The organism is Romboutsia weinsteinii (genome assembly GCF_002250835.2).
Lineage (GTDB): Bacteria > Bacillota > Clostridia > Peptostreptococcales > Peptostreptococcaceae > Romboutsia_A > Romboutsia_A weinsteinii.
The window spans coordinates 88312-102472 of sequence record NZ_NOJY02000008.1; the positions used below are offsets into that span (position 1 = coordinate 88312).

The following is a 14161-nucleotide window of genomic DNA, read 5'->3' on the forward strand; positions in this document are numbered from 1 at the left end:
AATTTCTTTATACCTTTATTATATCTATCGACTTATGAAGATCGGTATGCTGAGAGCATACAATGAAAATTTTAGCTAAAATAATTAAGAATTATACCGCCTATAAAGAATATAACTATGCTATATAGCCAATAACCAAATATCTTCATGGCTTTATTTTTACTTCGTATTATAGGGAGTTTTACTCTAATATTTAAGAAATTTGCATATAAGAGCTGTAAAGCCAATAACATTACAACTACAGTAATATTAGCAAAAAACTCTGATTGATTTTTAAAAACAAATAAACCAATTATTAAAAATAAATACCACATACTTGATGTTATCATAAATAGAAGATTTCCCCTTCTAAAACCAGGTATTTTTCTAATCATTTTTTCTTCATTATATTTTTTTATATCGTCATATTTAGTACTATCTTTTTTTAATAGTTTTTTCTGTATAGGTTCACTATTTGATAGATTTATCTTCTTACTAATTTTATTTTCTAAGTCTTTTTTCAATTCAACTACATTTTGATATCTTTCATTTGCTGATATACTAGTACATTTTTTGATAATGTCATTTAAAACACCAGTACTTATTTCTTCTTTAGTGTGTTTTCCAACACTTAAAACATTCATCATTATTCCCATAGCATATATATCACTTCTACAGTCAGTTTGGTCAAATCCAAATTGTTCAGGAGAAGCATACCCCTTTGTTCCTAAAAGAGTAGTGTCCATATTTTCACCATCTTTATAGGTTCTTGCTATATCAAAATCTATAAGTTTTAAAACATTATCATTACTTATTATTATGTTAGAAGGCTTTATATCTCTATGAATAACAGGAGGGTCTAGGTTATGTATTATATCCAAAACATCACATAGTGATATCATGTACTTTATTACTACTTCTTCACCTAGCTTTCCTTTTTCTTCAAGAATAGTTTGTAAGGTATCTCCATTTATAAATTCTTCTATAACTATTAACTTGTCATTTATCTCAAATATGTCATAAATTTTTGGTGTATATATGCTCCTTATATTTTGTAAGCTCTCATACACATCTTTTGTATATTCTTTTAATATCTTTTTTATATAAACTCTATCGTCATGTACATTTTGAACTAAGATTATTTCAACTTTTTTACTGCTGTATATAGACTTTAATTCTTCATATAAAGATAAACTATATTCTATATCTAGATTCATAATATTTCTCCCCACTAGTATTGATTTTGCGCCTTCAAAATTATATCATATTACTTGAGAGGATGGTAGATTAGTATGAATAACATCGAGACTGTAGAGCTTATGAGCTTATTAAACAATATAGATGATGAAGCAAACTTAAATAATTTTTTAAGTGATAAATTATCAAATATAAAAAACTTAAATTTCCCCAACTACTTTGAGCAATTATTAAAGCAAAAGGGAATTAGTAAAAGCACTGCAATAAAAAACGCAGATATAGATAGAACCTATGGTTATGAAATATTAAGAGGCGATAAAAAGCCAAGTAGAGATAAAATATTACAACTTTGTATAGGAGCAGGATTTACATTAGAGGAGTGTAATAAGGCTCTAAAGCTTGGTAATGTGTCAGAGCTTTACCCTAAAATACCTAGGGATAGCATTATTATTTTTGGAATAAACAGAGGTATAAAAATATTAGAGATTAATACAATGCTTTATAATCGAAAATTAAATACACTTGGAGAAGAGTAAAAAAGATACATAACCCAGTATGTAAAAATTATAAGAGGCTATAGCCAATATTCTTGACTATAGCCTTATATAATTCCTTACTTATTGTCTTTATTAACCCAAGGTAAGATAATTCTTTCAAATACTTCATTATCAACTAAATATCTATTTTGATAATAAAGGTCATTATCTGCACTTATCGGATTAGGACTTAAAATATAAGCACCCTCAAATCCACTTTCCTTAACTATTTTAGTAATATCATCAGAAGTCTCGCCATAAGGATAAGCAATAGTAGTTACATCAATACCTAGCTCTTTTTTCATAGTTTCCTTACTCATTTCAATATCTTTTTTAAACTGATCATAATTTTCTTCGTGTAAAAATACAGCTTTATCATCTTGAAGATAGTGCATGTTATAAGTATGAGAAGCAAAAGATACAAGTCCACTATCACGCATTTCACGTAAATTATCCCAAGAAGCCAACTTTAAATTATTAAAGTTCTGGCTTCCTACCTGTCCAGAAATAACAAACAGAGTAAAAGGAATGTTTTTTTCCTTTAAAATTGGAAATGCATTTTTATAAACCGATTCATCAACATCGTCAAAAGATATCCAAACGCATTTATCTGGATACTTTCCAGTATTCTTGAACTCAAATAGCTCATTTAAAGTTGCAAAATAAGCACCAGACTCAACAAGTTTAGTCATCTGTTCTTCAAAATCATCAGAGTAAACGTTATAGGTTGTAAGTTCGGGTGTCTTAGTTGCCCATTGTACAAACCTATTCCACATACTAGGAGTCCTTACACGATGATAATTTAATCCTAGACATACATTATTATCAGTAACTTCTTCAAGATCATCATAAATATATTTAGAAGCAGGAAAAGCTAGGCTGACTATTTTTAAAACAACAACTGCAATTAGTAAAAATATAATAGTCTTACCTAATATCTTTTTAATCACTTTTTATCTCCTTTGTAGTTTATATCTCTAATTGGATTCTCTTCAAATACAATTATTTTTTTATTTTGCAAAGTTTTATAAACTTCTGGAGTAACTAAATCAAGTTGAAGTATTTCATTTTTTGTTGTATTTTCAGGATATACTCTACGATTTAGTGATCCAAATCTTTTTATATTATATATTCTCCATAAATATAATATAAAAAAACTAATTAGAAAATAAAATAAGCTGATTTTAATGAAGCTTTGAATATCATTATTTGAAATATTTAAAGCAGTTTTTATTATTCCAATAAAATCATCATTATGGTTAAAAAACGCACTTATAAAAAAGTAAAATACAATGGCAGTATATGCCCATAGTAATGAAGTAAATATAAATTCTAAAATCTTTACTAAGAAGTTTTTATTAGACTTAATAATATACTTATTTTTATTATCTAAATCATATTCATTTATTGATTGCTTCTTTTTCCACGATCTGGAGAACTCCATGTAGCATATCCTCCTTTTATTCTTGACATAATTGCTTTAGGTGTAGCGGCTATTACTATTAATGTGTTTATCATCCAGTAAAGCGCAGGGTACCACGCAGCCCATAGGTAATATTTAATGGTATTATCATATCTTGAATCATTTCTAAGTGAAATTATTAATTGAATATGGCTCAAAAGTACTAATGCAAATGATGTAAAAGTAAACCAAATCATAATCTCACCAAAGCTAGTAGCAGTAAGTATTAAATATAAAGTACATAAAAACCAAGCAAAAGCCCACAATATACTCAATACCTGCTCTATATAAATAGGCCACAGCCTTCTTTGTCTCCAATCAGTAAATATGTCCCAGTGTCTTAAAACAACTTCTTGCCCACCTTGAGACCATCTAACACGTTGTTTCCATATTCCTACCAGTGTCTCTGGAACTAGCATCCAACAAAGAGCTTGAGGTTCATAACGAATATCCCAAAATCTTTTTTGAAGCTTCCAAGACACAGCAATATCCTCTGTAATCATATCTCTATCCCATAGACCAACATCAAAAAGTGCCTTTTTACGAAAAGCAACGATAACTCCAGAAACTGTCATTACTTTACCCATTATACGTTGAGTTCTTTTTATAGAACCTATAATAGAAGAATATTCAACGAGTTGCATTTTACCAAGTAAAGTATCTCTATTTCTTATTCTAGGATTACCAGTAACAGCACCAACACGCTCACCTTTTTCTAAGAAATGTTTAATAAGGTAATAAGGTGCTTTATCATCTAATATTGCATCAGAATCTATACAAAGTAAATACTCAGATGTTGAGGCATGCGCAGCCATATGTAGTGCATTTGCCTTACCTCTATTTTCATGGCAATCTATTACTCTTAGCATTGAGTATTTATCAGCTAAACTAACTAATATATTTCCAGTATTATCTTTACTACCATCATTGACAGCTATTATCTCAAATTCTGGATAAGAAAGCCTAGATAGATATTTAATGGTTTCTTCTATTGTATCTTCCTCATTGTAGCAGGGAACTAAGATACTAATTTTAGGCCATTTATATTTATTAAAATCAAGTTTGGCATGTCTTTCTCTATAAAAAGAGAATATTAACGCTCCAGATATCCATATCAACGACATAAAAAAAGGATAGAGGAAAATGAATTGTTGTACTATAGCAATAAATTTAGAGGATTCATTAAACCAGTCCATTGATTACCTCCCTGTTATCTAGCTAACTTATAGCAAGCTAGAGTATAATAATAGACAATATTATACATAAATCATCAAAATAATACAATAACAATTATTGTATGGAAAGTTACTTCAACTAGTATGAAACTCTTTAGCCAAGAAACAATAAGTTTATTAGTGTGTATGCTAATTACTTTCAACTACCCAATTAAACAAATTATGTGATAATATTATATAAAGGGGGAGGAAGATAAGACAAAGTACATTTCATAACTTTATAGATGTCATATAGATAGAGGATATTGAATATAAATGTAATAATATTATATTATGATATATAAATTTATTTGTAAGGAGATACTCATGGTAGATAAAATTTATATTGAAATATTAAAACAAATACTTGAAAGTATTGATGAAGGCATACATCTTATTGATGTACATTCCAAGACAATTATTTACAACGATGCAATGGCAAAACTAGAAGGAATGAAAAAAGAAGATATTATAAATAAATCATTTGCAAGAGTATCTGAGCAAATGTCTATAAAAAATAGCACCTTACTAAGTGTCATAAAAAACAAAAAGCCAATTAAAGAAAATATCCAAAAATATCTAAATCAAAATGGAAAAGAAATCACAACAATAAATACAACTATACCACTTACCATAAATAATAAACTAATCGGAGCATTAGAAATATCAAAAGACCTTACTCAAATAAATTACCTACAAGAAAAAATAGAAAAATTAGAAGAAATAAAAAGTATTAAAGAAAATAAATCTGAGAAGTTAGGATACAGTTTTGAAGACATAATCGGAGAAAGTGACTGCATAAAAAATGCCATAAATAAATCAAAAAAAGCAGCAAAATGTGATGCAACAGTATTAATTTATGGAGAGACTGGTACAGGTAAAGAGCTTATAAGTCAATCGATACACTTCGCTAGTAAAAGAAAGGATAAGCCATTTATTGCACAAAACTGTGCAGCACTTCCAGAAAGCTTACTAGAAGGAATATTATTTGGGACTGTAAAAGGTGGATTTACTGGTGCAATTGACAGACCAGGTTTATTTGAACAAGCTAATAATGGAACACTTTTACTAGATGAAATAAACTCTATGCCACTTCAACTACAAGCAAAATTACTTAGAGTATTGCAAGAAGGATATGTAAGAAGGGTAGGAGGTACTAAAGATATACCTGTAGATGTAAGAGTAATAGCAACGACCAATGAAAATCCTATTTCAATAGTAGCTGAAGGAAAATTAAGAGAAGACTTATACTACAGATTAAATGTAATACAAGTTCATATACCTCCACTTAGAGAAAGAGGAAATGATATAATACTACTTGCTAATAAATTTTTGAAAAAATACAACGATAAATTAGGTAAACATATAGAAAGTATGTCGCCAAAATGTGAAAAACTTCTAAAGTGTCATTATTGGAAAGGAAATGTAAGAGAACTAGAAAATACAATATATTCATCGTTGAGTATGATGGACGAGGAAAACGTTATAACGAATGATGTGATTAACCTCAATCAGTACAATAACTATGAGGATCAAAATAATTATATGATAGATATTGAAGCTAAGCCACTAGATTGGGTGGTTGCTGATATTGAAGAAAAATACATAAATGAAGCACTTGATAAAACAGAAGACAATATAACAAAAGCTGCAGCAGTACTTGGAATCGGTAGACAAAATCTACAGTATAAGATGAGAAAGTATAATATAAAAAGAAAGTAAAAAAGTATACATAAAGTGAGTGTATACAACATAAATAAATATTAGAGATTGCCCACCTGTAGCACAAAAGATAACATGTAGCTTTATAGTATGCATGTAATCAAGCTACTGATTATATAAAAAGCAATACTTTCTGCATTTAAGCAAAAGTATTGCTTTTTAATTATACGAAATTTATATTCTACAATGATTTTAAATACCATACATCACAAGCATAGTGGTCAGTTTCAATTATTGGCTTATTTAGTTCACTAAATCCGTGCTTCTTATAAAATTTGTTAGCAGCAATCATATTGCTAAAAGTCTCTAAATAGCACTGCTCATAGTGATCTTTAGCAAAGTCTAGAGCAAGATCTAATAATTTATTTGCAATTCCAGTTCCTCTTGATTCTTTAAAACAATACATCTTTTGTAATTCACATATGTTTTTAGTATTTTCTAATGGTCCTATTCCACATCCAGCAATTATTTTATTATTATCTTCTACAACCCAATACTTTGATTTTTTATCTTTATATACTTCAGAAAAGCATCCTAGATAAGGGTCAGACCAAGCACAACCTGGTTTATTAGCTTCAAATTCTATTAAGCAAGTTCTAATAAGCATCTCAACATCTTTATTATCTTTTTCTTGTATTTCTCTTATTAACATAAGAAACTCCATTCATAATATTTTTTATACATCTATATTATAATTCATATTTACACTATAAAGATATAAAGTAGGATAAAATAATAATTAAAATTTTCATAAAAAAGCAAGATTTTTTGCACTTAAAGCAAAATCTATTGCTTTTTTTATGTGTAAAAAACAAAAAAAGAAATCTGCTTTTTAGTTTTTATTTAAAAATAAAATATTTAAATAAAAGGCTATATATCAACGTTAATTAAAAATAAACATCAAGATTATACTGCATTTATAAATATGGCATGACTATTGCTTATAACTATTAATATAAATAAAAATATCTCGCTGTCTTAATATCAATAAACCCCAAAAGGGAAGTTGCTTAAGCCTAGCGATAAAATTATAAATATTAAAGGGGAGTGTAATTATGAGAAATATAAAAGTTGGTATATGGGGATTTGGAGCAATGGGAAGTGGAATGGCAAAAATGTTATTAAAGAAAGAAGGAATAGATGTAGTAGCAGTATGTGATAGAAATGCAAAAAGAAAAGATAGAAGTATGTATGATGTACTAGGTGTAGAAAGAGGAGAAAGACCAGAAGTAATAATAAATTCTAATCCAGAATTAGTATTTACTGAAAAAAGTGTAGATGTTGCACTTTTAGCTACTGATTCATTTACAAAAAATGCTTATGATAGGATAAAATTTGTACTTGAACAAAAAATCAATGTTATATCAACTGCTGAAGAATTAGCATACCCACAAGCACAACAACCAGAATTAGCAAAAAGTTTAGATGAAGTAGCTAAATCAAATGGAGTAAGCCTACTTGGAACAGGAATTAACCCAGGATTTGTCCTAGATTTATTAATACTTGCACTTACAGGTACTTGTGAAGAAGTAGAGCATATAAAAGCTTCTAGAGTTAACGACTTATCACCATTTGGTAGAGCAGTTATGGTTGAGCAAGGTGTTGGTATAACTAAAGAAACATTTGAAAAAGGAGTAAAAAATGGTTCTATAGCAGGTCATGTAGGATTCCCAGAATCAATAAACATGATAACTGATGGTATAGGGTGGAATTTAGAAAAAGTAGATCAAACTAGAGAGCCAATAATGAGTAGTGTATATAGAAAAACTGATTATGTAGAAGTAGAAGCAGGAAATGTTGCTGGATGTAGACAATGTGGATATGGATATGTAGATGGCCAAGTTAAAATAGAGATGGAACATCCTCAACAAGTACTACCTCATTTAGAAGGACAAAAAACTGGAGACTACATAACAATAACAGGTACTCCAAATATAAATCTTCAAATAACTCCAGAAATACCAGGAGGAATAGGAACAATAGCAATGTGTGTAAACTCTATACCTCATGTAATAAATGCAAAGCCAGGTCTAAAAACTATGTTAGACATACCAGTACCAAGAGCTATGATGGGAGATGTAAGAGAATTAATAGAGGTTGAAATAGAATCTACAGTAGAAGCTTAGTATCAAGTTTATCTTAATAAATGGTCGAAAATATATAAGATAGCTTTAAATTATGTAGGAAAAGGGAGTTTAATCTTGTATTAAACTCCCAATTAAACATAAAGGTGGTAATTAATATGAATGCTAAAAGTGGAGATTGGGTAATAGTACACACTACAGTATTAAAAGCAGAGGAAAGAGCACCGCAGGTACCTGATGATACTAAAAAAGTTCCTTTAGAATTATGGGTCAAAGGATTCATACAAAATGATGCAAATATTGGTGATTTAGTTAATATAAAAACCATAACAGGTAGAAAAGTAAGTGGAAATTTGCTAGAAGTAAATCCGTATTATACTCACGATTATGGAAAATGTATACCAGAACTACTTCAAATAGGTATTTGTGCAAAAGAAATACTATTTGGAGGTGTAGATAATGAGTAAAGATATGAGTTATGAGTCAGTTATGGCAAGAAACAATGAAATAATGAAAAATGCTATAGGAATAGATTACTCTCAATTTGAATCAGGGTCAATTGCTTTTGATTATGAAAAAATGATGAGAGAAACTGGATATAGCTTAGATCAAATAGAGGAAATACAAGGAAGATATGCAGTAGGTAATACTCCTATTATAGAACTTAAAAATATAACAGCCTTAGCAAGAAAGGTAGCACCTAAGGGAAAAGGAGCAAGATTATTTATAAAAGACGAAGCAAGTAACGCTTCAGGAAGTTTCAAAGCAAGAAGAGCGGCAACAGCAGTATATCACGCTAAAAAAATGGGATATAAAGGAGTAATAGCAGCAACAAGTGGAAACTACGGAGCTGCAGTAGCATCTCAAGCAGCTATGCAAGGATTAAAATGTATAATAGTTCAAGAATGCTATGATAGCCAAGGAGTAGGTCAACCAGAAATAATAGAAAAAGCAAGAAAATGTGAAGCCTATGGTGCTGAAGTAGTTCAATTAACAGTAGGTCCAGAGTTATTTTATAAATTCTTAGCATTATTAGAAGAAACAGGATATTTCAATGCGTCTCTTTACTCTCCGTTTGGTATAGCTGGAGTAGAAACTTTGGGGTATGAAATTTCTATGCAGTTTAGAGAAAGAGAAGGAAGAGATCCAGATGTAGTAGTATGTACAAATGCCGGAGGAGGAAACTTAACTGGTACTGCAAGAGGTCTTATAAAAGCTGGGGCATTAGAAACTCAAGTAGTAGGGGCTAGTGTAAACCTAAAAGGGCTACATATGGCTAGTGACACACAATTTAATAAAAAATCATTTACTACAGGTCATACAGGATTTGGAATACCATTTTGTACTTGGCCAGATAGATCCGATGTGCCTCGTTCAGCTGCGAGACCACTAAGATATATGGACAGATATGTTACGGTAAACCAAGGTGAAGTATTTTATATGACTGAACTTTTAGCTCAGCTTGAAGGATTAGAAAGAGGACCTGCTGGAAATACTTCTTTAACTGCTGCTTTTTGTTTAGCTCAAGAGCTAGATGAAGATAAAATAATAGTAGTTCAAGAAACAGAATACACAGGAGCAGGAAAGCATATCTGTCCTCAACTTACTTTTGCAAGAGAAAACGGGATAGAAATAAAATTTGGAAATCCTCAAGATGAAATATGTGGAGAAAATTTAATACTTCCATCTCATCCAAATTTACTTAAAATAAATGATATTAATATAGATAAAATAAGAAAATCTTATATAAGAAACTGTCTAGAGCATAATAGCTCTAATGAAATAAGCAGTGAAGACATAGAATTTTTAGCTAGAGATACTAAGAGTACTATTGAATTTGTAAACAAAGCACTTAGTGAAATTAAAGAAGCTAATAAAGTCAAAAATATATAAAATCTAGTAACTAGAAATAGTAGTAGAAAATCTGAAGCGTGTCTAAACATTATAAGGAGAATTTATACCACTAATAAGTTAAGGGGAGGTAGCTTTATGGAAAAAAGGATAGATGATTTTGAAGTAAGAAGAGCTCATCTAAAAGATTTATCTGATGAAGAGCTATACAATAGATTTTGGGAATTAGCACATAACATAGTACAGCCGATGATCGAACTTGGAAAGAAAAATACAAGTCCATCAATAGAAAGATCAGTACTGCTTAGAATGGGATTTTCTTCACTTGAAGCTAAGCCAATAGTAGAAGGAGTTATAGACAGAGGACTTATGGGCAAAGGATGTGGGAATGTAGTTTATAAACTTGCTAAAACTAAAAATATAAGTATAAGAGACGCTGGTCTTATGCTAGTTAATAATGAAGGATGGGACGATGTAGTTGAATTATTTAGAAGGGAGGATGTGACATGCTAAAAGAAAACCAAAAATTAGATATAGAGTATATATTAAAGGATTTAGATAAATACGTTCCCCAAAGAACTGGATGGACATGGAGAGAGGAGATAAAAGACCTTCAAATGGGACCATTTAAATATTCAAATTGTTCATCTCCTTTAAAAGAAAGCGTGGCACTTCCATCAGCTAAATATTTCAATAATATAGACCCTCAACCAGGACCAGTAATAACTACAGAAATAGCTTCAGGTAGATTTGAAGATGATATAAGAAGAATGAGAATGGCAGCGCATCATGGAGCAGATCACCTTATGGTTATAAGAACTGCAGGTCAATCTCATTTTGATGGACTTATTGAAGGTACACCTCAAGGAATAGGTGGAGTACCAATAACTAGAAAACAAATAAGAGCACAGAGAAAAGCTCTTGATTTTATAGAAGAAGAAGTAGGAAGACCAATAAACTATCATTCATATGTAAGTGGTGTAGCAGGACCTGAAGTAGCTGTAATGTTTGCTGAAGAAGGTATAAATGGAGCTCATCAAGACCCTCAATACAATGTACTTTACAGAAATATTAATATGATAAGATCATTTGTAGATGCTTGTGAAGCAAAAAATATTATGGCATTTGCAAATATGGCTCAAATAGATGGAGCACACAATGCCAATGCAACAGCAAGAGAAGCATGGAAGGTTATGCCAGAACTTATGGTACAACATGCACTAAACTCAATATTCTCATATGAAGTAGGAATAAGAAAAGATAATATATGCTTATCGACAGTACCACCAACAGCACCTCCAGCTCCATGTATAAAAATGGACCTTCCATATGCAGTAGCACTTAGAGATTTATTTGATGAATACAAAATGAGAGCGCAAATGAACACCAAATATATGGAGTCATCAACTAGAGAAGCTACAGTTACACACGTACTTAACTTACTGACATCAGTACTAACAAGAGCTGATATTCAATCAACTATTACACCGGATGAAGGAAGAAATGTTCCATGGCATATGTACAATATAGAAGCTTGTGATACTGCAAAACAAGCACTAGTTGGTATGGATGGATTAATGGATATGATTCAACTTAAAAATGAAGGTGAATTAAGAGAAAACGCTCGTGAATTAAAAGAAAGAGCAGTTCTATACATGGAAGAAATAATCGAAGCTGGCGGATACTTTGAAGCTGTAGAACAAGGTTTCTTTGTAGATTCAGGGAATTATCCAGAAAGAAATGGTGACGGTATATCTAGAAAAATTAGAGGTGGGGTAGGAGCAGGTACAGTTTATGAAAGAGATGAAGATTACTTAGCACCAGTAACAGCACACTTTGGATATAATAATGTTGCTCAGTATGATGAGACTTGTGTAGATACTCCTTCAAAGTTAATAGATGGATGTACTTTTGAAGATCATTCAAAAATTATATATATTGATGAATTAGATGATTTTGATAATGTAAATGTAAGATTAAAAGAAAATGAAGAGTTTAGAAACTCGACTAAAATAAAACCAGAAATGGAATGGTGTGCAGATGGTACAGTTATGCTTACTATGATGCTACCAACTGATGCGAGAACAGCAGAATTTGCAGCTATTGAGTTTGCTAAAAAGATGAATTTAGAGGAAGTAGAAGTTATTCATAGAGAAGTAATGCACTCAGCTGAAGGTACTAGAATAGAGCTTAAGGGAAAAGTACCATTTAGTGTAGATTTAGATGAACTTGTAATACCAGAAGAACCAGTAGTATTAACTGATGAAGAAATAAGAGAAGATATAGAAAATAATCCTATGAAGATTGTAGCTGCAACAGTAGGAGAAGACGAACACTCTGTTGGCCTTAGAGAAATAATAGATATAAAACATGGTGGTATAGAACGATTTGGTATAGAGTGTCATTATTTAGGTACTTCAGTTCCAGTTGAAAAATTAGTAGATGCAGCAATAGAATTAAACGCCGATGCAATCCTAGCATCAACAATAATAAGCCATGATGATATTCACTATAAGAATATGAAAAAACTTCATGAGTACTGTGTTGAAAAAGGTATAAGAGATAAGATAATGATAGTTTGTGGAGGTACTCAAGTTACTCCTGAAATAGCAGTAGAACAAGGTATAGATGCTGGATTTGGAAGAAATAGCAAGGGTATAAATGTTGCTACATTCTTAGTCGAAAAAAGAAGAGAGCTGCAAAAATCAGAAGGTGAGTGTTAGATGAAAATCGATGTACTAGTTGCTGAGATTGGAAGTACCACTACAGTTGTAAATGCTTTTAACAATATAAATGGTGATTGCCCTGACTTTATAGGTCAGGGTCAAGCACCCACTACTGTATTTGAGGGTGGGGATGTAAGAGATGGACTATCGGTAGCAATTGATGATTTAGCAAAAAACTTAAATGTAAGCTCAATAGAATATCAAGATATGTTTGCAACATCAAGTGCAGCAGGTGGATTAAAAATGACGGTACATGGACTTGTGTACGATATGACTGCAAAGGCTGCTAAGGAAGCAGCACTTGGAGCAGGAGCAATAATTCATAAAGTTACAGCAGGAAAACTAAGAAGAACAGATCTTAAAGAAGTAAAAGAAATAAAGCCTAATATAATACTGATTGCAGGTGGGGTAGATTACGGAGAAAGAGATACTGCCCTATACAATGCAGAGCTTATTGCAGGACTAAACTTAAATATACCAGTAATATATGCTGGAAATATTGAAAATCAAGAAGAAATTAAACTAATATTTGAAGATACAAACTATGAACTATATATTGTAGATAATGTTTATCCCAAAATAGATTTACTAAACATAGAGCCTACAAGAGAAGTAATACAGAATGCTTTTGAAAAGCATATAATAAATGCTCCAGGTATGAAGTATATAAAAGAAATGGTAAATGAAAATATAACTCCTACACCAGGAGCAGTAATGGAAGCATCTAAAATGCTTAGTAAATATATTGGAGATTTGATGACAATAGATGTAGGTGGAGCTACTACTGACATACACTCAGTAACAGATGGAAGCGAAGCAATAGGTAGAATATCAATAAATCCTGAGCCTAAGGCAAAAAGAAGTGTAGAAGGTGACCTTGGGGTATATGTAAATATGAAAAATATAGTAGAGATAATAGGAAAAGAAGAACTTCAAAAAGATTTAAATCTAGATATAGAAGAAATCATGTCAAACTATTTGCCAATACCAAAAACCGAAAATCAAATTAAATTTGTGGAAAGACTTGCAAGAGAGGCAGTAATAAAAGCAACGCTAAGACACGCAGGTAAAATAAGAAATATATACGGAAGTAGTGGAAAGACAAAGATTGCTGAGGGTAAGGATTTAACAGAAGTTAAATACCTAATCGGTACAGGAGGAGCCTTAACAAGACTTCCTAAGAGAATAGAGATTATGGAGTATATGACTTATTTTAATATTAGTAAAGAGCTATTATTTCCTAAGGAAAATACAAAAATTTTAGTAGACAATGATTATATAATGGCATCACTTGGAGTACTTTCAAAAAAATATGAAGAAGCATCTTTAAAGCTAATGCTAAAGAGTCTCGGTATTAATTTTAACTTAGAATCAAGTATTTAAAATAATA

At 30.8% G+C, this 14161-nt stretch carries 13 protein-coding genes; 8 read left to right on the forward strand and 5 right to left on the reverse strand.

The annotated features are described in order from the left end of the window. Window positions 1-71: 71 nt before the first annotated feature. A complete protein-coding gene (locus CHL78_RS06395) occupies window positions 72-1196 on the reverse strand; it encodes a serine/threonine-protein kinase (RefSeq protein ID WP_094368605.1) in 1125 nt (374 codons plus the stop codon). Between the two features lie 75 nt (window positions 1197-1271). On the opposite strand from CHL78_RS06395, the gene CHL78_RS06400 reads away from it, so the two are divergent. Next, window positions 1272-1712, forward strand: coding sequence for a hypothetical protein (locus CHL78_RS06400; RefSeq protein WP_094368606.1), 441 nt, complete (start codon window positions 1272-1274; stop codon window positions 1710-1712). Window positions 1713-1789: 77 nt separating this feature from the next. Here CHL78_RS06400 and CHL78_RS06405 read toward each other — a convergent pair whose 3' ends face one another. The 3 genes from CHL78_RS06405 to pgaC all read right to left on the reverse strand — a co-directional run bounded on the left by CHL78_RS06405 (window position 1790) and on the right by pgaC (window position 4298). Further along, window positions 1790-2488: a polysaccharide deacetylase family protein gene (locus CHL78_RS06405; RefSeq protein WP_199534005.1), complete on the reverse strand. Its 699-nt coding sequence runs from the start codon at window positions 2486-2488 to the stop codon at window positions 1790-1792. 170 nt (window positions 2489-2658) lie between these two features. After that, entirely contained in the window at window positions 2659-3156 is a 498-nt protein-coding gene (locus CHL78_RS06410; protein ID WP_094368607.1) for a hypothetical protein, read from the reverse strand. Beyond that, complete coding sequence (pgaC, locus tag CHL78_RS06415) at window positions 3117-4298, reverse strand: poly-beta-1,6-N-acetyl-D-glucosamine synthase (protein ID WP_243446386.1); 1182 nt, start codon at window positions 4296-4298, stop codon at window positions 3117-3119. The genes CHL78_RS06410 and pgaC overlap by 40 nt, the downstream gene beginning before the upstream one ends. A gap of 417 nt (window positions 4299-4715) precedes the next feature. Between pgaC and CHL78_RS06420 the strand changes: the two genes are divergently transcribed. Beyond that, entirely contained in the window at window positions 4716-6110 is a 1395-nt protein-coding gene (locus CHL78_RS06420) for a sigma-54 interaction domain-containing protein (RefSeq protein WP_094368609.1), read from the forward strand. Window positions 6111-6291: 181 nt separating this feature from the next. Here CHL78_RS06420 and CHL78_RS06425 read toward each other — a convergent pair whose 3' ends face one another. Continuing rightward, window positions 6292-6762: a GNAT family N-acetyltransferase gene (locus CHL78_RS06425; RefSeq protein WP_094368610.1), complete on the reverse strand. Its 471-nt coding sequence runs from the start codon at window positions 6760-6762 to the stop codon at window positions 6292-6294. A gap of 403 nt (window positions 6763-7165) precedes the next feature. On the opposite strand from CHL78_RS06425, the gene ord reads away from it, so the two are divergent. From ord to CHL78_RS06455, 6 genes are all read left to right on the forward strand, one after another. Beyond that, window positions 7166-8236, forward strand: coding sequence for a 2,4-diaminopentanoate dehydrogenase (gene ord, locus CHL78_RS06430; RefSeq protein ID WP_094368611.1), 1071 nt, complete (start codon window positions 7166-7168; stop codon window positions 8234-8236). Between the two features lie 116 nt (window positions 8237-8352). Further along, window positions 8353-8661 (forward strand): 2-amino-4-oxopentanoate thiolase subunit OrtA, encoded by a 309-nt coding sequence (gene ortA / locus CHL78_RS06435; RefSeq protein WP_094368612.1) that lies wholly within the window; start codon window positions 8353-8355, stop codon window positions 8659-8661. Continuing rightward, entirely contained in the window at window positions 8654-10087 is a 1434-nt protein-coding gene (gene ortB / locus CHL78_RS06440) for a 2-amino-4-oxopentanoate thiolase subunit OrtB (protein ID WP_094368613.1), read from the forward strand. Before ortA ends, ortB begins: the two co-directional genes overlap by 8 nt. A 96-nt stretch (window positions 10088-10183) precedes the next feature. Next, the gene (locus CHL78_RS06445; protein ID WP_094368614.1) at window positions 10184-10558 is read left to right on the forward strand and encodes an ornithine aminomutase subunit alpha; all 375 of its coding nucleotides are present in this window, start codon (window positions 10184-10186) and stop codon (window positions 10556-10558) included. After that, window positions 10552-12768 (forward strand): D-ornithine 4,5-aminomutase subunit OraE, encoded by a 2217-nt coding sequence (oraE, locus tag CHL78_RS06450; RefSeq protein WP_094368615.1) that lies wholly within the window; start codon window positions 10552-10554, stop codon window positions 12766-12768. The genes CHL78_RS06445 and oraE overlap by 7 nt, the downstream gene beginning before the upstream one ends. Next, entirely contained in the window at window positions 12769-14154 is a 1386-nt protein-coding gene (locus CHL78_RS06455) for a GlmL-related ornithine degradation protein (protein WP_094368616.1), read from the forward strand. Window positions 14155-14161 lie beyond the last annotated feature (7 nt).